The following is a 21,739-nucleotide window of genomic DNA, read 5'->3' as shown; positions in this document are numbered from 1 at the left end:
AAAATATTTGATTAGGTAGGAAATGGATATGTTAGAGGGAAAGTGTATTGTGCTTGGCGTGACGGGAAGCATTGCAGCCTATAAGATCGCAAATCTGGCAAGTATGCTGAAAAAACAGCATGCGGATGTGGAAGTCATCATGACAAAGAATGCAACAAATTTTATCAATCCGATCACGTTTGAAACGCTGACAGGAAATAAATGTCTGGTAGATACCTTTGACCGCAATTTTTCTTTTTCGGTGGAGCATATTGCGATCGCCAAAAAAGCAGATCTGTTTCTTGTGGCACCGGCATCTGCCAATGTCATCGCCAAAATGGCACATGGTATCGCAGATGATATGCTGACAACAACGATCCTGGCATGCAAATGCCCAAAGATCATTTCCCCGGCGATGAACACCGGTATGTTTGAAAATCAGATCGTACAGGATAACTTAAAGACCCTGAAAAAATATGGCATGCAGGTGATCGAGCCGGCCAGTGGCTACCTTGCCTGTGGCGACTCCGGTGCCGGAAAGATGCCGGAACCGGAAGTGCTCTTGCAGTATATCCTGCGTGAGGTCGCATACGAAAAAGACCTTGCCGGAAAGCATCTTTTGGTGACAGCGGGACCGACCAGAGAAGCCATTGATCCGGTGCGTTTTATCTCCAATCATTCGACCGGCAGAATGGGCTATGCCATCGCCAAAATGGCTATGCTGCGCGGGGCGGACGTGACATTGGTCAGCGGTCCGGTAGCATTGGAACCGCCTATGTTTGTAAAGACGGTCGCGGTGGAAAGTGCACAGGAGATGTATGAAGCCGTGATGGCAGAGGCGGATGATGCGGATATCATCATCAAATCTGCGGCTGTGGCAGATTATGCACCGGCTGAGGTCAGTCAGGAAAAGATCAAAAAAGCACAAGGCAACGCTGTGATCCCGCTTGTCCGTACAAAGGATATTTTAGCGGCATTAGGCGAAAAAAAGCGCGAAGATCAGTTTATCTGCGGTTTTGCCATGGAGACGGAGCATTTGCTGGAAAATGCAAAAGCCAAACGGGAGAAAAAGAAGGTCGATATGATCGTTGCCAACAGCATCCGCCAGAGCGGTGCCGGATTCGGCGGTGATACAAATGTAGCAACTTTGATCACAGGAGAGGGCATGCGATCCCTGCCCCTGATGAGCAAGGAAGCGCTGGCTATGGAGATTTTGGACGAAGCAGCCCGAGGTCTTCATTTACGATAGCAAGGATCTCTCTTGTAAAGTAGGTGGGAAAGAGCCACCAGGCAGTCTTGGCAGGGATCCCGTAGGCAGAAAAGCCGAGTCTTTTGGCAATGCAGAGACTGCGGTAAAGATGAAATTCATTTGAGACAAGGGCGAGATGTGGATCGAGCCCTTGTTTTTTTATGATGGCGGAGGAAAACAAGAGATTTTCCTGCGTGGTCCGTGACCGGTCCTCCATAAAAATACGGCTTTTGGGGATGCCATGACAGATCAGATATTGCTGCATACAGGCAGCCTCGGAAATGCCTTCATCCTCCCCCTTGCCGCCGGAAACAATGCATTTGCTGTCCGGATTGGCACGCAGATAGGCGATGGCGGCATCCATGCGTTCTTCTAGCATAAGGCTTGCCTTTGTGCCGTAGACCTTGCAGCCTAAAACAATGAGCGTGCATGACTGCCGGGGATGCGCCTTTATGGCGGATAAGATGCGGCAGGCATTGATAAGAAACAGAAGGCAGGTAAGAGCAAGCAGGGCGAGAAAAAGGGCGCAGAGCAGGCGAGAAAATCCGGGCTGCGCGAGCGCCGCGGTCATGCCCTGCCGGATCTGCCTTGGAAAAATTCCGTAAATCATCAGCAGGACGGAAAAGATAAGTCCGGTCACATTGCCGGGATTTAAGATTCTTTTGGTAAAAAAGGGCATGAGAAACCAGATACAAAATAGGATTCCTATAAAAAACAATAAAACATGCATATGTCGTGATCTCCTTTTCTGCAAGCATCATATCATATTTGGATTTTAAACGGAACTTTGGAAAATAAAATACTATATGCAATGAGACAATAATGGTACATGCTATGTGCTACCCTAAGGTCAACAAAAAAGACAGGTTGATCGAAAAGAGGAGGCAGCACAATGAAAGGATACACAGTAGGAAGCGGATTTATGGGATATGTAGATGGGGAATACATTTTATTTGCAAGTGAGGCGGATTACTACGAATTTATGGAAGAGGCGGCTTAGTTGTGGTATAATACATCAGTTAGATTTTATGAGTGGAACATGGCAGAAGTGTCATGTTTGCCTAGTGCAATAGAAAAGGAGATGTATGTATTATGAGCAAAAAAATCGATCCACAGGTCATCAATGAAAGACTGCGTGCTCTGCGCCGCCTGATGCAGGAAAAGGGGATCATGGTCTATGTCGTTCCGACTTCCGATGATCATATTTCCGAGTATGTCGGAGAACACTATAAGTGTCGTGCTTATATCACAGGTTTCACAGGATCTGCTGGTACGGCGGTGATCACTTTAGAGGAAGCCGGTGTATGGACAGACGGACGTTATTTTGTGCAGGCGGCTGCACAGGTGGCAGGCAGTGATGTGACCTTATACCGTATAGGAGAGCCGGAAGTGCCGACCGTCATGGAGTTTGTAGAGGAGCATCTGAAAGAGGGCGCTACGATCGGTTTTGACGGTGCCTGCATGGCAGCGGGAGAAGCCAAGGAGTTGCGTGGGATCGCTGAGAAAAAGTCCGGCAAGATCGCCATGGATGAGAATCTGATCGCCGAGATCTGGGAGAATCGTCCTGCCCTTCCACAGGAGCCGGTCTTTGTTTTACGTCAGCAGTATGCAGGGGAGTCTACCCAGGATAAATTGGCGCGTATCCGTGCAGAATTAAAGAAAAAGGGAGCAGACAGCCATCTGGTCGGCAGCCTTTATGATATTGCATGGATCACCAACTTGCGTGGCGGTGATATTTCGCATGTACCTGTATTTTTGTCTTTCCTCTTTTTGACGGGACAGGATGCTATCCTGTATGCCTTCTATGAGAAGTGGCCGGAGGAAGTCAGAGATTATCTGGCAGAATGTGGTTTTACACTGCGTCCGTATGATGCAGTTTATGATGAGTTGCCTCAGCGCGTGCAGGAAGCAGGAGGAAAGGTTCTCTTAAATCCGGGAACTATCAATGCCAAACTTATGAGCCTTGTCAGTCAGGATCAGATCCTTGAGGGACATGATCCATCAGAACTGATGCGTGCCATCAAGAATGAGACAGAGGTTGCAAACACGATCGAGGCCCATATTTATGATGGTCTTGCCGTGACTAAGTTTATTCATTATCTCAAGACCAATGTCGGCAGCGAACCAATGACAGAGATCAGTGCGTCTGATTATCTGCAGGAGCGCAGAGAGGAACAGCCGGGATTTTTGGATCTGAGTTTCGATACCATCAGTGCATATGGTGCCAATGCTGCCATGATGCATTATTCAGCAACACCGGAAGATCATGCAACACTTGCACCGGAAGGCATGCTGCTTGTGGATTCCGGCGGACATTATCTGGGGGGTACGACTGATATTACCAGAACCATCGTCTTAGGACCGATTTCCGATGAGATCAAAAAGATGTATACGCTGGTATTAAAGGGACACCTGCGTCTGGCACATGCAAAATTTCCAAAGGGCGTATCTGGGACCAATCTGGATGCGATCGCCAGAGGACCGCTCTGGGATTTGGGCTTAGATTACCGTTGTGGAACCGGACATGGCGTAGGCCATATCTTAAATGTGCATGAAGGACCAAATGCATTCCGTTGGCGCACGACTGATATGTTCCCATCCCAGGAGTTGATCCCGGGCATGATCACAACGGATGAGCCGGGCTTCTATGAAGAAGGCGGTTATGGTATCCGCATCGAGAACGAACTTCTTTGTGTCGAGGCAGAAAAGACAGAGTATGGTCAGTATTATCAGTTCCAGAACCTGACCTTTGCCCCGATCGATCTGGATGCAGTACTGCCGGACATGATGACAGACAAAGAGAGAGACTGGCTCAATACTTATCACAGACAGGTCTATGATACCCTGAGTCCATATTTAGATGACAAGGAAAAGGAATGGCTACAGTATGAAACAAGAGCAATCTAATAAGTTATTACTCATAGATGGACACAGCATTTTAAACCGTGCTTTTTTTGGACTGCCGGATCTGACCAATGCAGCAGGACAGCATACCAATGCGGTCTATGGATTTTTAAATATCATGTTCAAGATCATGGACACGGAAAAGCCGTCCTATCTGACCGTAGCCTTTGATGAGCATGCACCGACTTTTCGTCACAAGATGTTTGCAGAATACAAGGGCACGAGAAAGCCTATGGCAGATGAACTGCGTCAACAGGTTCCTATGATGAAGCAGATGCTTACCGCAATGGGGATCACGGTGATCTCCAAAGAGGGACTGGAAGCGGACGACCTTCTGGGTACTATGGCGCGCCTTGCTGAAGATCAGGGCATGGAAGTCACGATCGTCTCCGGCGATAGGGATCTTCTGCAACTGGCAACAGACCATACCAAGATCAGTATTCCAAAGACCAAAAAGACGGGTACGGAGATTGAGAATTATTATGCAGCCGATGTGGCAGAGCGTTATCTGGTGACACCGACGGAGTTTATCGATGTCAAGGCTTTGATGGGAGATACTGCGGATAACATCCCTGGCGTACCGGGGATCGGTGAAAAGACGGCAACAGCCATCATTTCCCAGTATCATTCGATCGAGGCAGCACATGAGGCAGCAGATCAGTTACGCCCGCCGCGTGCCGCCAAGAATATCGTGGAGTTTTACGATCAGGCGGTCATGTCAAAGGAATTGGCGACCATTGAGGTGCACGCGGACATCACCTATGATTTGCAAGCGGCAAGACTTACGGATATCTTTACCCCGGAGGCATATGCGCTGTGCAAGGAATGGGAGTTCAAGAATCTTTTAGGCAGATTTCAGATCCAGGCACCAAGGAATGTAGCGGAAGATGCCTTCTCACAGGCAGAGGATACACAGAGCCTGACTGCTTTTGCAGAGGAATTGGCGAAGGGGCAGGCATCTTATATTGGTCTGTATCTGGCATGGAGACAGCGCAGTGCCAAGGAGTGGGAGGATGCGTCACTTGCCAAGGACGGCGATGGGCAGTTATCCCTCTTTACAAGTCAGAAAATATCGGAAGATGCCTGTCAGGAATACGAGATTTACGGTATAGCACTTTCAGATGGAGAAAAGAGTCTGTGGGCACCGATGGATGATATTTCCTGCATAACGCAGGTCTTAGAGCATCTGATAGCACAGGGAAAGCGTCTGGCATGTATGAATGTCAAGGAAGCCATAAAGATCTGTACACCGCATTTGCAGGAGCGGTTTTTACATTATGAGAATGTCTATGATGTGGCAGTGGCAGAGTATCTGTTGCAGCCGCTCAAGAATACCTATGTAGCAGAAGATCTGGCGAGCGAATATCTGGGTATCAGTGTGCCGGGCTATGGGGAGACCTTTGGCAAGAGAAGTCTGGCGCAGGCATTGGAAGAAATGCCAAAGGAATTTTGCTCCTATGCCTGCTATGAGGCATATATCTGCAGCCGTGTGGCTGGTATGCAGTGGGAAAGCCTGAAAGAAAAGCAGATGGATGATCTGTATCGGGATGTCGAACTGCCGCTGATCTTTACACTGGCAGATATGGAACTGGAAGGCATTGTGATTGATGCTAAAGCCTTGGAAGAATATGGCGGACGGCTGATGGGACGTCTGGTGGAATTAGAGCAAAAGATCTATGACGAAGCCGGAGAAGAGTTCAACATCAATTCGCCAAAGCAGTTGGGACTTATCCTTTTTGAAAAGATGGGGATGCCGGGTGGCAAGAAGACAAAGACTGGCTATTCTACGGCGGCAGATGTCTTAGAAAATCTGGCACCGGACTATCCGATCGTGGCAGACATTTTAGAATACCGCCAACTGGCAAAACTGAAATCGACTTATGCAGAAGGACTTTCAAATTGTATTGCGCCGGACGGACGGATCCATTCTTCCTTCCAGCAGACCGTTACGGCAACCGGCCGTATCAGCAGTACGGAGCCAAATTTACAGAATATACCGATCCGCATGGAACTAGGCAAGTTGATCCGCAAGGTCTTTCATCCAAAGGATGGTTTTGTCTTTGTGGATGCAGATTATTCCCAGATCGAACTGCGTGTCTTATCCCATATGTCAGGGGATCAGAACCTGATCCATGCCTTTTTGCAGGGACAGGATATCCACAGGTCTACAGCGTCACTGGTATTCCACACAGCCTTTGAGGATGTCACAGAATTACAAAGACGCAATGCCAAGGCGGTCAACTTTGGTATCGTCTATGGGATCAGTGCCTTTGGACTGAGCCGGGATCTCGGTATCAGCAAGAAAGAGGCTGGCAAGTATATCGATGATTATTTTCTGGCTTATCCGCGCATGAAAGAATTTTTGGATGGGCTGGTAGCAGAGGGCAAGGAAGCAGGAGAGGTCAAGACCATGTATGGGCGTATCCGGCCGATTCCGGAACTTTCATCCAGCAATTTTATGCAGCGCCAGTTTGGTGAACGTATCGCGATGAACTCTCCAATCCAGGGAACTGCGGCGGATATCATCAAGATCGCCATGGTGCATGTGCATGACCGTTTACAAAAAGAAGGCTTGGCATCCAGACTTCTTTTGCAGGTGCATGATGAACTTTTGATCGAGGCAAAAGAGGAAGAGTTGCCGGTGGTAAAAAAGATCCTGCAGGAAGAGATGGAAGGTGCTGCAAAACTGGTAGTGCCGTTGACGATCGATATGCATACCGGCTATACATGGTATGATGCAAAATAACTTTGTTTTGCCTGTAGAAAATGATACAATGGAGTAGATTATGAAGTTTATAGGGATCACCGGAGGTGTCGGTGCCGGAAAGTCGACGGTACTGGCGTATTTGAAGGAAAATTACAAATGTCACATTGCTTTAGCAGATGATCTGGCGAAGTCATTGATGGAGCCAGGGAGCATCTGCTACGGTGCGCTGGTAGACCTGCTAAGTCCTTATCAGGTCTTTGATGGAGCCGGACGGATAGAAAAAGAGAGCATGGCGCGCCTGCTTTTTTCAAAAGAAGAGGTGCGCGCACAGGTCAATGCCATTGTCCATCCTGCGGTCAAGGAATGTGTATTGGCACAGGTCAAAGAGGCGAGAAATCAAGGCAGGTTGGACTATTTTTTCTTCGAGGCAGCGCTTCTTTTAGAGGATCATTACGAGGAAGTCTGTGATGAATTGTGGTATATCTATGCTTCAGAGGACGAGCGGAGGATGCGTCTGAAACGTGACAGAGGTTACACGGACGAAAAGATAGATCAGATCTTCGCCAGCCAGATGCCGGAGAAAGCCTTTCGGCAGGCATGTGCCCATGTGATCGACAGCAGTGGAAGTATGGAAGGGACGCAGGCACAGGTACGGCAGATCTTAGGATAGGAAAGTGATAGAGGAGAGCAGATTTATGAATGAAAAGAATCCATTGGAAGATATCATTTTTGGACTGGATATCGGAACGCGAAATGTCGTCGGAACGGTGGGCTATCAGGCGGACGACGGCTTTCATGTGATCGCCCAGTGTGTGAGGGAACACCAGACAAGATCCATGTTGGACGGACAAATCCATGACATCGGGCGCGTGGGAGATACCATCCGTGAGGTCAAGGAGGTCTTGGAAGAAGCGATCGGGACAAGCCTGACACAGGTATGTATCGCGGCGGCTGGTCGTGTCCTGCGTACGGTGACAACACAGGTGACCTATGAATATCCGGAAGAAACGGTTGTTACGGGCGAAGACTTACATACCTTGGATCTGATGGGGATCGATCAGGCGCAGCAGGAACTGCTTGCTGAGGGCGATAACAGATACAAATTCTATTGTGTCGGTTATTCTGTCATGAAATATTATCTGAATGATGAATTGTTCTCCAGTCTGGAAGGGCATAAGGCAAACAAGATCGACGAGATCATCATTGTGACTTTCCTGCCGGAAGATGTTGTAGATGGATTGTATTCTGCGGTAGAGCGTGCAGGACTACAGGTGGCAAACCTGACCCTCGAGCCTATTGCTGCTATCAATGTGGCAATCCCAGAGAATTTTAGGATGTTAAATATCGCACTGGTGGATGTGGGCGCCGGTACTTCCGATATCTGTATCACCAGAGACGGAAGCATCATCGCCTATGGCATGATCCCGTTTGCGGGTGATGAGTTGACGGAAGTGATCGTACAGGCATATCTGGTCGACTTTGCTACCGCAGAGCAGATCAAGTTGGATTCCAGTACTTTAGACGAAGTGACCTATGAGGACATCATGGGGATCTCCCATACTGTATCTGCAGAGGAAGTATGGAAACTGACTGAGGTCGTGCGTGAGAAAATGACGACAGAAGTAGCAAACAAGATCCGCGAACTGAATGGCGATAAGTCTGTTAGTGCGGCATTTATCGTTGGTGGTGGTGGCAAGATCCACGGCTATACAGAGTCCCTTGCCAAGAAACTGGATATCGTACCGGAGCGTGTTGCCCTCCGTGGCGAGGAAGTCATGAAGAATATCATTTTTGAGCAGGAAGGCATCAAAAAGGATCCGCTGCTTGTGACACCGATCGGTATCTGCCTCAACTATTATGAGCAGAAAAACAACTTTATCATGATCCATTTCAACGGAGAAATGATGAAGTTATATGACAATGGTCATTTGACAGTCGTAGATGCCGCTATGCAGGCAGGATTTACGACAGAGGAACTATTCCCGCGCCGTGGCCGTGAAATCCATTTTACGGTCAATGGAACGCCTCGTATGGTGCGTGGCGGCGAGGGCGAGTCTGCTGTGGTCAAGATGAATGATGTGACTGTCGGTATGAATACGCCGCTTGAGTTTAACTGTTTTATTACCATAGAGCCGTCAACGGCAGGAGAGGAAGCAGTCTGCACGATCGAGGAATTGGACGAGTATGCCGGCAATACCATGGCATTTGAAGTCTGTGGCAAACATGTGATGTGTCCGAAGTTCATGGAGGTCAATGGTTCATTAGAGCCGGGCTCTTATGAGATCCAGGAGGGTGATGTGATCGAGACCCGTAGTTTTTATACCGTAGGTCAGTTGGCAGAGTTTATGGATGTGGAGGTCGACCCGGATCGTGAGATCCTGGTCAACAACCGACCGGCTACGCTGGAGTCTTTGATCTATGAGAATTTCTCGATCGACTGGACGGTACTTGCTTTTGGTGCAGCGCCGGTACAGGCAAAGGAGACAGGAAGCCAGGCGAGCAATATCTTAGATCAGTTAAAACATGCCAGCAAATACGGCTTTGGTTCTGAGGCACAGGCAGATGGCGGCACGCAGGCAGAAGCCCCTGACGAGGCAAAGCAGGCGGGCGCAGGTGCATCCGGCGGAGATAGTCCGGCAAAGGAAACCGTCGCAGAGGAAAAAGCACCTGAAGAAGCCGGGCTGCATGTAACAGTCAACCATGAACCGGTATATTTGAGTGGCAAGAGCAGTTATATTTTTGTAGACATCTTCAATGTGATCGATTTTGATGTGCACGCGGGTGGCGGCAGACCGATCGTAACGACGATCAATGGCGCGCCGTGCGGATATTCAGACGAACTTCACGAGGGGGATGATATCTTAGTTTATTGGAAAGAGTCATAAGATGGATTTTTTTAGTGTAGCCAGTGGCAGCAGTGGCAACTGCATCTGTCTGGGAAGCGATCAGTGCCACGTGATGATAGATGCCGGGATCAGCGGCAAGCGTATTGAGGAGGGAATGAATACATATGATTACACCACATCGGATATGGATGGGGTGCTGATCACACATGAACATAGTGACCATATACAGGGCTTGGGCGTGGTCGCGCGCAAATACGGACTGCCGATCTATGCGACAAAGGGGACGGCAGATGCCATCCTGCAATCATCATCGGTTGGAAAGATCGATCCGTCTTTATTTCATGTGATCGAGGCGGGCAAGACCTTTTTCATTGGAAATCTGGAGATCTATCCTATGTCGATCTCACACGATGCAGCAGATCCGGTCGCCTATCTTGTCTCAGATGGCAGACATCGTGTGGGCGTTGTGACAGATCTGGGCTATTATGATGCTGATATTGTCTCACATATGGAGGGCTTGGATGCCCTGCTGCTTGAGGCAAATCATGATATCCATATGTTGCAGGTGGGGGCTTATCCCTATCCTTTAAAGCAGCGCATCCTGGGTGAGCGGGGACATCTGTCCAATGAGACCAGCGGACAGTTATTGGGACAGATCCTTCACGATGGCATGCAGCATATTTTATTGGGACATCTGTCCAAAGAAAATAATTATGATGAACTGGCATATGAGACTGTCCGCTTAGAGATCTCCTTAGGGGATAATCCGTACCGGGGCAATGATTTCCCTATCGAGGTGGCAAAGAGGGACAGACCATCCAGTCTGATCCGGCTTTAGATAAAGACAGATTTTATTTGGCAGAAACTGAAATTGATGTTATAGTTTATACAACTATAATCATAGATCAAAAATAAAAGGAGAATTGACATGGAGAAAAACACACAGAAAACAATTATCACAGTAGTAGGCAAAGATACCGTAGGCATTATTGCAGGAATCTGCACATACTTGGCAGAGAATGGCATCAACGTACTGGATATTTCACAGACCATCGTACAGGATTATTTTAATATGATGATGATCGTGGATTTTGCTGCATGTCAAAAACCTTTTGCAGAGTGCCAGGCAGATCTGCGTGAATTGGGAGAAAAGATTGGCGTTGATGTAAAATGCCAGCGTGAAGAGATTTTTGAAAAAATGCATAGAATCTAAAGGAGAGTATCATGATTAATTTTGGTGAAGTCAACGAGACAAACAAAATGGTAGAACAGGAAAATCTGGATGTGCGTACGATTACCATTGGTATCAGCCTTTTAGATTGTATGGATTCGGATCTGGATCAGTTAAATACCAACATCTACAATAAGATCACGACCGTAGCAAAGGATCTGGTCAAAGTCGGTAAGGAGATCGAGAACGATTATTGCATTCCGATCGTAAACAAGCGTATTTCCGTTACCCCGATCGCACTGGTTGGTTCCGCAGCATGTAAGAGCCCGGAAGATTATGTGACGATCGCAAAGACCTTGGATCGCGCGGCAAAGACCGTGGGCGTGAACTTTATCGGTGGCTATTCCGCACTGGTATCCAAGGGGATGACGCCTGCAGAGGAAAATATGATCCGTTCTATTCCACAGGCATTGGCATGCACAGATTTCGTGTGTAGTTCCGTGAATGTGGGATCTACTAAGACCGGTATCAATATGGATGCTGTCCGTCTGATGGGACAGATGGTAAAAGAAACCGCACAATATACCAAGGAACAGGATTCTCTTGGTTGTGCCAAACTGGTGGTATTTTGTAATGCACCGGATGACAATCCATTTATGGCAGGGGCTTTCCATGGTGTGACCGAGGCAGATGCTATCATCAATGTCGGTGTCAGTGGACCGGGCGTTGTAAAGACAGCCTTGGAAGCTGTGCGTGGCGAGAGTTTTGAAGTCCTTTGTGAGACCATCAAAAAGACAGCTTTTAAGGTGACGCGTGTAGGACAGTTGGTCGCACAGGAGGCATCCAAGCGTCTGGGTATTCCGTTTGGTATTATCGACCTGTCCTTAGCACCGACACCGGCGATCGGTGACAGTGTAGCAGGGATTTTAGAGGAGATCGGTCTGGAGTATGCAGGAGCACCGGGAACAACAGCAGCGCTTGCTCTTTTAAATGATCAGGTCAAGAAGGGGGGTATCATGGCATCTTCATACGTTGGTGGTTTGAGTGGTGCCTTTATTCCGGTTAGCGAAGATCAGGGTATGATCGATGCAGTTACCGCAGGTGCGCTTACATTAGAGAAGTTGGAAGCAATGACCTGTGTCTGCTCCGTAGGACTTGATATGATCGCCATTCCGGGCGATACCAAGGCAACGACGATCTCTGGTATCATCGCAGATGAGATGGCGATCGGTATGATCAACCAGAAGACGACCGCTGTTCGTCTGATCCCGGTTATTGGCAAGGGCGTAGGCGAGACCGTAGAGTTTGGTGGACTTTTGGGATATGCACCGATTATGCCGGTCAATCCGTATGGATGTGATGCCTTTGTAAACCGCAAAGGACGCATTCCGGCACCGGTACATAGTTTTAAGAACTAGAAAATGTGAAAATGATGATAAAGAAAAAACGATGGATCCCGTTAGTTATATTGCTTGCCATTGTATGTGCGATACTGCTGGCTGGCTTTGCCTATAAAAAGTATAAGGGGATATTGCCGGAAGAGGATACCTCCGAACAGGCAGATGATTCTGTAACAGAAGAGGATAAGACAACATCAGACCAAACGGATACCGATAAGGAGCAAAAACAGGACGATATGGCATCTGACATGACGACCGAAGAACCTGCCGCCAATTCCCATGTGGTTGTGATCGATCCGGGACACCAGGGCAGAGGTGATTCTTCCACAGAGCCAAATGGACCGGGCTCATCCACGATGAAGGCGCGTGTGACAGGCGGTACACATGGTACGACCACAGGTGTCTATGAGTATCAGTTGACCCTTGTTATCTCCCAGCAGTTGCAGGCGGAACTGGAAAACCGGGGCTATACGGTCTATATGACACGCACATCCCATGATGTCAATATCAGCAATATGGAGCGTGCGCAGTACGCAACAAGTGTAGGTGGTGAGATTGCAGTTCGCATCCATGCCAATGGGGTGGATAACGCTTCTGTCAGTGGGGCTTTAGCACTAGCACCATCGTCTTCTAATCCTTATATTGCATATTTATCAGACAGTAGTTGGAATCTGAGTAAGTGCATTTTGGATGCCTATTGTGCTGCTACCGGCATGCGAAATCAAGGTGTCAGCACCAGTGATACCATGACGGGCATCAACTGGAGTACAGTTCCGGTTACGATACTGGAGATGGGCTACATGACAAATCCGACAGATGATGTCAACATGGAAGATCCAGCCTATCAGGCACGCATGGTGCAGGGAATCGCAGACGGGATAGACGCGTATTTTGGTTTATGATAAGAATAGGAGAAGCAGGGATGGATCTTTAAAGATCTATCCCTGCTTTTTTATTGCTAACTGTCTTTGTGAAAAAATATACAAAAAAAGTAGGATATCTATACAAATCGTGTTATAATCATTCACGGATAAAATGTAGTAGAAAGGATGGAAAAATGGAAAGAATCAAGAGTTTTACCATAAATCATGATATTTTGATGCCGGGATTTTATATTTCCCGTGTCGATGGCGACATTACCACATACGATATGCGGACCAGACGACCCAATATGGGCAATTATATGTCAGATCTGACCATGCATTCTGTGGAGCATATGTTTGCCACATATATTCGTAATTCCGAGATCGCGGATGATGTGGTCTATTTTGGACCTATGGGATGTCAGACCGGCTTTTATCTGCTGATCCGTAATGCGGATGATAAGCAGGTCTTTGAGATCACCAAAAAGGTCTTGCAGGAGATCCTTGACCATGAAGGACCGGTCTTTGGCGCATCAGCTGTAGAATGTGGAAATTACCGCAATCTTGAGCTTGCAGCAGCCAAGGAGGAGTGCAGGACTTATCTGGAAGTTCTGAAAAAGCAGACAAATATGGAATTTACCTATCCACAATAGGAAAACAAGAGAAATGGAGTAAAGGCAATATGAAAATTGGTATTATCGGAGCAATGCAGATCGAAGTTGACAATTTAAAAGCACATATGGAAGATGTGTCAGAGGAAGTTGTCAGTGGTGTTACTTTTACTAAGGGTACGATCGGTGGAAAAGAAGTGATCGCGGCGGTCTGCGGCGTTGGAAAAGTATTTGCAGCCATCTGTGCAGAGGCAATGATCCTGACTTATCATGTGGACTGTGTGATCAACATTGGTGTAGCAGGAACTTTGTGTGATGAACTGGGTGTTATGGATGTTGCCATTGCAAGCCGGGTTGTGCAGCATGACATGAACACATCAGCACTTGGAGATCCGGTTGGACTTTTATCCGGTTTAAATGAAGTATATCTGTCGGCAGACGAAAAGATTTATTCTGTTATTGAAAAATGTGTGGCAGCCAAGGGCATCAATCATAAAGTCGGCACAATAGCAACCGGTGATCTTTTCTTATCAAAGGAAAGCACCAAGAACCATCTGCACGAGCAGTTTGGTGCCATTGCAGGAGAGATGGAAGGCGGAAGTATCGGACAAGTATGTTATGTCAATCAAGTGCCATTTGCTATTTTGCGCAGTATTTCAGATGGAAAAGGCGCAGAAATGGACTATGCTACTTTTGCAGAAAAGGCAGCACAGGTCGGCATTGAAGTGATCCTTGATGTGATCGCAGAACTTGCCTAAGACAAAGATAGCATAGATAGAAATAGAATACGGAGGTAACAACATGAAAGTAGGAATTTTAGGTTATGGTAATCTGGGACGTGGTGTAGAAAGTGCGATCCGTCAGAATGATGACATGGAGTTGACCTGTATCATTACAAGACGAGATCCAAAGTCCATCACACCCGCAACGGAGGGAGTAAAAGTATATTCTGTAGACGAGATCGAAGATTTAAAAGACCAGATCGATGTACTGGTGCTCTGTGGTGGTTCCGCAACAGACCTGCCAAAACAGACACCGGAATATGCAAAGTATTTTAACGTGATCGACAGTTTTGATACACATGCAAGAATCCCGGAACATTTTGCAGCAGTTGATAAAGTGGCAAAAGAAAATGGACATGTGGCATTGATCTCTTGTGGCTGGGATCCAGGCATGTTCTCTTTGATGCGCTTATATGGTGCCAGCGTCTTACCGGAAGGTCAGGACTATACTTTCTGGGGCAAGGGCGTTAGCCAGGGACACTCTGATGCGATCCGTCGTGTTGCAGGTGTAAAAAACGGCAAACAGTACACGATCCCGGTAGAGAGTGCTTTAGAGGCGGTTCGTGCAGGCAAGAATCCGGAACTCTCCACACGCGAAAAACATACCAGAGAATGTTTTGTCGTACCGGAAGAAGGGGCAGATCTTGCAAAAATCGAAGAAGAGATCAAGACGATGCCAAACTATTTTGCAGATTATGATACCACGGTACATTTTATCACGGAGGAGGAATTTGCAAGAGATCATGCAGGCATCCCACACGGTGGATTTGTCTTCCGCACAGGTGTGACAGGGCTTGAAAAAGAGCACAAGCATGTAATCGAATATAGTTTGAAATTGGATTCCAATCCGGAATTTACATCTTCTGTTATCCTGGCATTTGCCAGAGCCATCTATCGTTTGTCAGAAGAAGGGGGAAGCGGATGTAAGACCGTATTTGATATTGCTCCGGCATATCTGAGCCCACTTTCTGCAGAAGAATTACGTGCACATATGTTATAAGAAGACAATGCAAAACGCCTGACGGTTTATCCGTCAGGCGTTTTTATTAAAGGAAAAAATATTAAAAAGATGTGAAATTAGCGAAATAATTTAGAAAAGAACGCCGATAGCATCTGCATAAAATTCTCCTTTTTTGCTATCAACTGATCGCAATAATCATAGCGCTCAGTTTTTACCCACTCAGGAGTAGGAGTACGAAATCCAAGTTCTGACAAACTATCAATGTAACCTACAGTAAGCATACCAAACACCTCCATCGATCTTCCTTCAACTTTCGTTGAACCTCTTTTCTGTTTACATCTATATTGTAGCACAAGAAATAGAGAAGACCATGGGTTGAAATCTTGAAAAAAAGCAAGAATTTTGTGACGATGGCACAAAAAGGTGCTATACTATAGCAAGAAGTAGGAAAACGCAGGACAAAAGAGACGATCTTTGGGAGAACACAAATGGGATTTACAGTGGAAGATATGCTGATCATTGCCAGAGACAAGTATAAAATGGAATTGGTGGCAGGGCAAAATGGCTGGGCAAATTCGATCTCCTGGCTCTTGATGGTAGAAGATACGACCATTATGGAGAATTTTAAAGGCAAGGAATTGGCGGTTACCATGGGGGCGGGCTTTCGCACGGAGCAAGATCTGCTTTCCCTCGTGGAGATCTTGGACAGGCATCATGCAGCAGGACTTGTGGTAAATACCGGATATTATGTAAAGGAAATACCGGCAAGTGTGCGCGCCTACTGCAATGCCCATGATCTGCCTTTGCTACAGGTTCCCTGGGTGATCGAGATGTCCGAGATGATCAAGGATCTGACGGTGCGGATCTTTTTGCAGACGGAGACAGATGAACAGATTTCGTCTGCCTTTATCAAATCCATCGAGAGTCCACAGCGCATCGAAGAATATCGTGAAAGATTATCGGCATCCTTTGATGTAGACGGGAAATTTCAAGTCGTGCTCATTACAACGGAGGGCTTGGACAGCATGGATACGCTGGATCGCAAGAGAATTGGCTACCGTTTGCAGATTTATATGGAAAATGTATCACATAATGCGCATTTCTTTTACTACAACGGCTATTTTGCCGTCATCATGAACGAAGTTAGCGAAACGCAGAAAGAAGACATCATACAGGGCTTTCTCATGCGGACGAGACACCGTATGCCGGATAAAACGATTTATTGTGGGGAAGGATCTGCCGTTTTGGATGTGGCAAATGTGCATATTTCCTTCGACAGAGCGGAATATGCCCTAAGATCAGCCATGCAAAGAAAACAGACCTTTTTACAATTTGACAAACTGGGCGTCGAGCGGATCCTGTATTCGGTAACGGATGAACTACTCATGCAGCAGATGGGGAGTCAGACATTACAGCCTCTTTTGGACTATGATGCAGGACATCATGCAGATCTTGTGGAGACACTCTTTTGTTATCTGAAAAATAATGGTAGTGTGAAAGCGGTCGCGGATGAGATGTTCATTCACAAAAATACCATCGTTTACCGTATGAGCAAGATCAAGGAATTGCTGCAGGCTGATCTGGAGTTGGGTGAGGAGCGCATGGCTTATTATCTGGCATGCCTGATCGTGAGAAAAAATCATTGACACTTTCTTTCATGATTTCAAAGACAGAAAACGAAGATTTATCAGAAAAAAGGTGAATTTTTATACGAAATGTAGAAAATGTGTACTTGTATTTTATTTGCCTGCATTATGATATAGAAAACGAAGTGCAGAGGAGGAAAAAAGATGCATGATTTAAAAGATGGCGCTGATATTGTGCAGTTGATCAAAAAGACAAAGGAGTGTGCCGGTGAAGTCATTCTTCATACAGGTGAGGGGGATAAGTTGAACTTAAAATCTACATTATCTCAGTATGTATGTGTGGCAATGGTTGCAAAGCCTGAGATTCTCTTGAGAAGCAGCATTGAATGCTCTGAGGAGGACGCAAAGATTTTGGCTGACTTTGTAGAGGCATAATCAGACACAGTGCATTAGATATCGCCCGGGGCAGAATGAAACTCCCCGGGCGGTATTTTTATGTGCAAATGCATGCTTTTTCATTTAGTGAGAAGTATGCTATAATTCAAAAATATGCTTACACTAGACGAATTTATCAAAGAATTTCATATTATGTTAAATGACCAGCAACTGGCGGCGGTGCAAGCCATAGAAGAACCGACCCTGCTCCTGGCGGTTCCGGGATCGGGCAAGACGACAGTCCTTGTGACCCGCATCGGTTATATGGTCTACTGCAAGGGGATCGCACCGGAAGAAATATTGGTCGTTACCTACAACGTTGCCGCCAAGAGCGACATGCAAAGACGCTGTAAAAAGATGTTTGGTGAGGATTTATCCATGCGCGTGGAATTTCGTACCATCAATGGCATTTGTGCAAAGGCGATTGCCATGTATAGCCGTATGGTAGGGAAGCAGGCATTTGAACTGCTGAGTGATGAGGGAGAAAAGGCGCGGATCCTTGCAGGGATCTATCAGCGGATCGAACACGATTTTCCAAGTGAGAATGACTTGTCAGATCTGGCAACCCGCATCACCTATATCAAGAACCGCATGCTGTCTAAGGAAGAAATTGCCCGTCTGAATGCAGAGTGCGACTATGATCTTGCCAAGATCTATGAGGCATACCGGCGGGAAATGCGCGCACGCAGTCTCATGGATTTTGACGACCAGTTGGTCTATGCCTACACCATGTTTCGCAGTGCCCCGGCACTCTTGGATGCCTTCTGGGATCGTTATTCTTATATCATGGTGGATGAAGCCCAGGATACCTCCAAGATCCAGCATGCCATCATAGAACTTCTGGCAGGCAGGGAGCATCATCTCTTTATGGTAGGGGATGAAGATCAGAGTATCTATGGATTTCGTGCCGCCTATCCGGAGGCACTGCTTTCCTTTGAAGATCGCTATCCGGGGGCGCGTGTCCTTTTGATGGAGACCAATTACCGGTCGGATGCCGGTATTGTCGCGGCGGCGGATGCCTTTATCCGGCAGAATTCACTGCGTCACGAAAAACATATGCGTCCTTGGCATCAGGAGGCAGGCACGATCCGTACGATCGACATAGCCCGCAGAAAAGGGCAGTATGGATATCTGCTCAAAGTGGCACGGAACCTGATGGAAAAGGATGCGGGGGATCAAAAAACGACGGCGGTACTTTATCGCGATAATGAGAGCGCACTGCCTCTGATCGATCTTTTGGAAAAGCAGGAGATCCCTTACCGCATCAAGAATGCTGAGATCTCTTTTTTCTCTCACCGCATTGTAAATGATATCAGAAATATCATCCTCTTTGCCGCAGATACGACCAATGCGGAACTCTTTTTGCAGATTTACTATAAATTACAGTTCTTTATCAAAAAGGCGGATGCGGAAGCCATCTGCGCCCAGGCAAAAAGAGAGGAGATCAGTGTCTTTGATGCGGCACTTTCTTATTATGGCGAGGGCGATTGGACGGCAGGAAAAGTCAAAGCTATGCGCACCCATATGGCAAATATGATGCGGGAGCCCGCAGATAAGGCACTGTTCCGTATCCTAAATCCCATGGGATATCTGGACTATGTCGAGCGTTCCGGATTAAAAAATACCAAGACGGAGATCTTACAGATGCTAGCACAGGGAGAAAGATCACCTTTGGCATTGGTAGAACGGCTGGATGCATTGGCAGAGATCCTGCGCAATAAGGAAGATGATAAAGAGGCAAAACTGGTCTTATCCACGATACACTCCAGCAAGGGCTTGGAATATGACACTGTCTATCTTCTGGATGTGGCGGATGGGATCTTCCCGGAGACAGTCCTGACATCTTACCGCAGTGCTGACAAAGAGGAGATTGCGGCGTATGAGGAAGAAAGAAGGCTCTTTTATGTGGGGGTCACGCGGGCAAAAGAAAATCTGATCCTCTTTCATGCAAAGACGAAATCGACTTTTTTAGAGCAGTTTCTGCCGGATCTGCGTGGAAGTGAGGCGGAGGCAGAACATATAGCCAAAAGACCCAATCCAAAGAAAACAAGTCTACAGGCAGATGGACAAAAGGCACTGGCGCGTTTTGCGTCCAGCAGAGAGTCCTATTCCAAGCAGGGCATCGTCCCTACCGTGCATCCGGGCGACATCGTGCTCCATAGCAAATACGGCAGGGGCGAGGTTGGAGCCCTTTTGGAAAAATCAGGAAAGATCCGTGTGTCTTTTGATGGCATCAACAAGACCTTTGCTTACCCCGGGGGCTTTTTGAACGGCAATCTGGTCGTGGAGGAGGACGAACTATAGTATATCAGGAAGGTCGCAGGCACTTTTTCTTCCATAAATTCGGTAAAATTTGCAAAAAGTTCTGCCTGGATCTTCTCTGCAACCGCATATTTATCGGCAAAATGATTACGATCCAATAGAGTAGAGAAATCCTTGAAAAATGTGAAAATAGTGTTATCATAGCTATAGATGACTAATTCGGGGGGAAATGGATTAGGAGCAGCAGGAATATGTGAGATCATGGGCGGTCTTTGGGTGTTCCTGCTGTTTTCGTACTATTTTTACATAAGATGAGGAAGGAAACAAACGGTATCATGGAAAGGTTTGAACCGGAAATCGAGGCATGCGTTGCAGAGGTAAAAGAGAGATTTCCAATGATCTTTACCCCTTTGTATCGGCAGTTTCGCAGATATTGCGAAAAGTTGTTTGAGTATGCGGCGAGAGAACAGTCTGATTATCTCTTCGCGCTTGCGTATTTTTACATGATGGAGTATTATGCCTCGGACAATGACTGTGTCAACGCGATCAGTTGTGGGCATGAGGGTATCAAATACCAGTTGGCAACGCAAGAGTATGAGTTGGTGGCACGGACATACAATGTACTTGGTGTATGCAATTTTGTCATGGGAAATTTTACCAAGGCGGTCGATTATTATTTATCCAGCATTGATTACAGCAAGGAATATCGTTTCGCGCAGATCCATGGGATGGCAGCATCCAATCTGGCAGATCTTTTCCGCTACAACAATGTCTACGAGAGAGCCATGTTCTATTATGCAGAGGCTGAGGAGTACATCATAAAGAGCGGGGAAGCGGAGACCAAGGAAACGACCTTTAATAATATGAACTGCATGCTTTGTAATAAGGGCTACTGCCTTTTGAACATCGGCAAGATCGATGAGGCGACTGAATGCGGTGAGCGCATCATAGACAATATTTACAAGAACCCGGATATTCCTTATGTCCAGTTTGGCGTACACACCTTTTTGGCGACTCTCTATCTGGCGCGTGATGAGCGGAGCAAGGCAGAGTTTCATCTTGGCATGGCGCAAAAGGATTTCCACCAGAGTGATAATTACACGGATTATCTGGATGATATCCGCGCCTATATTCAGGTATATATGGATCTGGAACAGTACGATGAAGTGACAAGGATCCTCAATTATTTCATCAAAAAGTGCGAGCAGGACAATGCGTCTTTCTTTATCTATAGTATGTTTATGGAAAAACGTATTCGTTGTGCCGCTATCCTAAAGGACCAGGTCGGCTATCTGGAATATACCAAGTGTTTTCTGGAAAGTTACTGGGAGCGTGGCATCTACAATCTGGAAGCCGTCGTGCAGGCGGAGAGTGCGCACAATGAGCACAAGCGCATCATGCATATGCAAAAGGAGATCACAGAGCAGAATGAAAAACTCATGATCAAGTCCAACCATGATGCCCTGACTGGACTGCCCAACCGTGCTTATTGGCACAGTTATGCAGAAGATGCGTTGGCAAAGGCGATCCGCAATGGTACGACTTTTGGCGTTGAGATCTTGGATATTGATTTCTTCAAATCGGTCAATGATACTTACGGACATATCGATGGCGATCATTATCTGGTGCATGTGGCAGATGCTCTCAGCAGTCTGGTGCAGGAAAATGAGGATGTATTTGCCGCACGTTACGGCGGGGATGAATTTGTCCTTGTCTATACCGGCAAGACAGACGAGGAGATCTGTCAGATGATGGCACATCTCAAAAGCAACATGGAGCGTATCGCACTGCCGGGCACAAGCCCTGTGGGCGTAGATTATATCACCTTATCGCAAGGATGTTGTCACTGCGTGCCGGAGACAAAGAACCGTTTGTGGGATTATCTGGCAACGGCGGACAAACTCCTGTATCAGGTCAAAAAAGACGGCAAGAATAATTATAAAGTAGGACGTTGGATAACAGAGTAGTTTCTGACAAAAAGGA

General features: G+C 46.9%; 18 protein-coding genes. 16 read left to right on the top strand and 2 right to left on the bottom strand.

Translation table 11 applies throughout. The features are described from left to right. Positions 1-28: 28 nt before the first annotated feature. Positions 29-1,228 carry a bifunctional phosphopantothenoylcysteine decarboxylase/phosphopantothenate--cysteine ligase CoaBC gene (gene coaBC, locus H8R94_RS02700; protein WP_186853793.1) on the top strand — a complete coding sequence of 400 codons (1,200 nt, stop codon included), beginning with the start codon at positions 29-31 and terminating at the stop codon, positions 1,226-1,228. Here the strand turns inward: coaBC and H8R94_RS02695 are convergent. Next, positions 1,182-1,958, bottom strand: coding sequence for a YdcF family protein (locus H8R94_RS02695; RefSeq protein WP_186853792.1), 777 nt, complete (start codon positions 1,956-1,958; stop codon positions 1,182-1,184). The genes coaBC and H8R94_RS02695 overlap by 47 nt on opposite strands. 362 nt (positions 1,959-2,320) lie before the next feature. On the opposite strand from H8R94_RS02695, the gene H8R94_RS02690 reads away from it, so the two are divergent. The 11 genes from H8R94_RS02690 to H8R94_RS02640 all read left to right on the top strand — a co-directional run bounded on the left by H8R94_RS02690 (position 2,321) and on the right by H8R94_RS02640 (position 15,512). Beyond that, the gene (locus tag H8R94_RS02690) at positions 2,321-4,135 is read left to right on the top strand and encodes an aminopeptidase P family protein (RefSeq protein WP_186853791.1); all 1,815 of its coding nucleotides are present in this window, start codon (positions 2,321-2,323) and stop codon (positions 4,133-4,135) included. Continuing rightward, on the top strand, positions 4,116-6,878 hold the full coding sequence (gene polA / locus H8R94_RS02685) for a DNA polymerase I (protein WP_186853790.1): 2,763 nt from the start codon (positions 4,116-4,118) through the stop codon (positions 6,876-6,878). The genes H8R94_RS02690 and polA overlap by 20 nt, the downstream gene beginning before the upstream one ends. Before the next feature lie 40 nt (positions 6,879-6,918). Further along, the gene (coaE, locus tag H8R94_RS02680; RefSeq protein ID WP_118280875.1) at positions 6,919-7,509 is read left to right on the top strand and encodes a dephospho-CoA kinase; all 591 of its coding nucleotides are present in this window, start codon (positions 6,919-6,921) and stop codon (positions 7,507-7,509) included. A 25-nt stretch (positions 7,510-7,534) separates the two neighbouring features. Further along, positions 7,535-9,724 carry a cell division FtsA domain-containing protein gene (locus H8R94_RS02675; protein WP_186853789.1) on the top strand — a complete coding sequence of 730 codons (2,190 nt, stop codon included), beginning with the start codon at positions 7,535-7,537 and terminating at the stop codon, positions 9,722-9,724. A gap of 1 nt (position 9,725) precedes the next feature. Next, positions 9,726-10,523, top strand: coding sequence for an MBL fold metallo-hydrolase (locus H8R94_RS02670; RefSeq protein ID WP_118280877.1), 798 nt, complete (start codon positions 9,726-9,728; stop codon positions 10,521-10,523). 90 nt (positions 10,524-10,613) lie between these two features. After that, complete coding sequence (locus H8R94_RS02665) at positions 10,614-10,898, top strand: ACT domain-containing protein (RefSeq protein WP_118280878.1); 285 nt, start codon at positions 10,614-10,616, stop codon at positions 10,896-10,898. Positions 10,899-10,909: 11 nt separating this feature from the next. Next, positions 10,910-12,274: a PFL family protein gene (locus H8R94_RS02660; RefSeq protein WP_186853788.1), complete on the top strand. Its 1,365-nt coding sequence runs from the start codon at positions 10,910-10,912 to the stop codon at positions 12,272-12,274. 11 nt (positions 12,275-12,285) lie between these two features. Beyond that, positions 12,286-13,158, top strand: coding sequence for an N-acetylmuramoyl-L-alanine amidase (locus H8R94_RS02655; RefSeq protein ID WP_186853787.1), 873 nt, complete (start codon positions 12,286-12,288; stop codon positions 13,156-13,158). A gap of 155 nt (positions 13,159-13,313) precedes the next feature. Beyond that, on the top strand, positions 13,314-13,772 hold the full coding sequence (locus tag H8R94_RS02650; RefSeq protein ID WP_118534618.1) for an S-ribosylhomocysteine lyase: 459 nt from the start codon (positions 13,314-13,316) through the stop codon (positions 13,770-13,772). 29 nt (positions 13,773-13,801) lie between these two features. Then, positions 13,802-14,488, top strand: coding sequence for a 5'-methylthioadenosine/adenosylhomocysteine nucleosidase (locus tag H8R94_RS02645; RefSeq protein WP_118534619.1), 687 nt, complete (start codon positions 13,802-13,804; stop codon positions 14,486-14,488). A 43-nt stretch (positions 14,489-14,531) separates the two neighbouring features. Further along, positions 14,532-15,512, top strand: a complete 981-nt coding sequence (locus tag H8R94_RS02640; RefSeq protein ID WP_186853786.1) for a diaminopimelate dehydrogenase — start codon at positions 14,532-14,534, stop codon at positions 15,510-15,512. Between the two features lie 77 nt (positions 15,513-15,589). On the opposite strand, the gene H8R94_RS02635 is transcribed toward H8R94_RS02640, so the two are convergent. Next, a complete protein-coding gene (locus H8R94_RS02635; RefSeq protein ID WP_186853785.1) occupies positions 15,590-15,754 on the bottom strand; it encodes a hypothetical protein in 165 nt (54 codons plus the stop codon). Positions 15,755-15,961: 207 nt separating this feature from the next. Between H8R94_RS02635 and H8R94_RS02630 the strand changes: the two genes are divergently transcribed. From H8R94_RS02630 to H8R94_RS02615, 4 genes are all read left to right on the top strand, one after another. Further along, complete coding sequence (locus tag H8R94_RS02630; protein WP_118280885.1) at positions 15,962-17,119, top strand: PucR family transcriptional regulator; 1,158 nt, start codon at positions 15,962-15,964, stop codon at positions 17,117-17,119. A 144-nt stretch (positions 17,120-17,263) separates the two neighbouring features. Next, positions 17,264-17,494, top strand: coding sequence for a polya polymerase (locus H8R94_RS02625; RefSeq protein ID WP_118280886.1), 231 nt, complete (start codon positions 17,264-17,266; stop codon positions 17,492-17,494). A 153-nt stretch (positions 17,495-17,647) separates the two neighbouring features. Next, positions 17,648-19,798, top strand: coding sequence for an ATP-dependent helicase (locus H8R94_RS02620; protein WP_243238437.1), 2,151 nt, complete (start codon positions 17,648-17,650; stop codon positions 19,796-19,798). Positions 19,799-20,091: 293 nt separating this feature from the next. Continuing rightward, positions 20,092-21,723, top strand: a complete 1,632-nt coding sequence (locus H8R94_RS02615; RefSeq protein ID WP_158575144.1) for a tetratricopeptide repeat-containing diguanylate cyclase — start codon at positions 20,092-20,094, stop codon at positions 21,721-21,723. The last annotated feature ends 16 nt before the right edge of the window (positions 21,724-21,739 follow it).

Origin of the sequence: Roseburia lenta (assembly GCF_014287435.1) — a bacterium.
Classification (GTDB): Bacteria; Bacillota; Clostridia; order Lachnospirales; family Lachnospiraceae; genus Pararoseburia; species Pararoseburia lenta.
Note: the sequence above shows the minus strand (reverse complement) of the source record. Positions and strands in the feature narration are given on the sequence as shown.

What these genes read in the sequence shown, in the direction of transcription:
- coaBC (WP_186853793.1), top strand. Translation starts at nt 29, where the DNA reads ATGTTAGAGGGAAAGTGTATTGTGCTTGGCGTGACGGGAAGCATTGCA.
- H8R94_RS02695 (WP_186853792.1), bottom strand. Translation starts at nt 1,958, where the DNA reads ATGCATGTTTTATTGTTTTTTATAGGAATCCTATTTTGTATCTGGTTT.
- H8R94_RS02690 (WP_186853791.1), top strand. Translation starts at nt 2,321, where the DNA reads ATGAGCAAAAAAATCGATCCACAGGTCATCAATGAAAGACTGCGTGCT.
- polA (WP_186853790.1), top strand. Translation starts at nt 4,116, where the DNA reads ATGAAACAAGAGCAATCTAATAAGTTATTACTCATAGATGGACACAGC.
- coaE (WP_118280875.1), top strand. Translation starts at nt 6,919, where the DNA reads ATGAAGTTTATAGGGATCACCGGAGGTGTCGGTGCCGGAAAGTCGACG.
- H8R94_RS02675 (WP_186853789.1), top strand. Translation starts at nt 7,535, where the DNA reads ATGAATGAAAAGAATCCATTGGAAGATATCATTTTTGGACTGGATATC.
- H8R94_RS02670 (WP_118280877.1), top strand. Translation starts at nt 9,726, where the DNA reads ATGGATTTTTTTAGTGTAGCCAGTGGCAGCAGTGGCAACTGCATCTGT.
- H8R94_RS02665 (WP_118280878.1), top strand. Translation starts at nt 10,614, where the DNA reads ATGGAGAAAAACACACAGAAAACAATTATCACAGTAGTAGGCAAAGAT.
- H8R94_RS02660 (WP_186853788.1), top strand. Translation starts at nt 10,910, where the DNA reads ATGATTAATTTTGGTGAAGTCAACGAGACAAACAAAATGGTAGAACAG.
- H8R94_RS02655 (WP_186853787.1), top strand. Translation starts at nt 12,286, where the DNA reads ATGATGATAAAGAAAAAACGATGGATCCCGTTAGTTATATTGCTTGCC.
- H8R94_RS02650 (WP_118534618.1), top strand. Translation starts at nt 13,314, where the DNA reads ATGGAAAGAATCAAGAGTTTTACCATAAATCATGATATTTTGATGCCG.
- H8R94_RS02645 (WP_118534619.1), top strand. Translation starts at nt 13,802, where the DNA reads ATGAAAATTGGTATTATCGGAGCAATGCAGATCGAAGTTGACAATTTA.
- H8R94_RS02640 (WP_186853786.1), top strand. Translation starts at nt 14,532, where the DNA reads ATGAAAGTAGGAATTTTAGGTTATGGTAATCTGGGACGTGGTGTAGAA.
- H8R94_RS02635 (WP_186853785.1), bottom strand. Translation starts at nt 15,754, where the DNA reads ATGCTTACTGTAGGTTACATTGATAGTTTGTCAGAACTTGGATTTCGT.
- H8R94_RS02630 (WP_118280885.1), top strand. Translation starts at nt 15,962, where the DNA reads ATGGGATTTACAGTGGAAGATATGCTGATCATTGCCAGAGACAAGTAT.
- H8R94_RS02625 (WP_118280886.1), top strand. Translation starts at nt 17,264, where the DNA reads ATGCATGATTTAAAAGATGGCGCTGATATTGTGCAGTTGATCAAAAAG.
- H8R94_RS02620 (WP_243238437.1), top strand. Translation starts at nt 17,648, where the DNA reads ATGTTAAATGACCAGCAACTGGCGGCGGTGCAAGCCATAGAAGAACCG.
- H8R94_RS02615 (WP_158575144.1), top strand. Translation starts at nt 20,092, where the DNA reads ATGGAAAGGTTTGAACCGGAAATCGAGGCATGCGTTGCAGAGGTAAAA.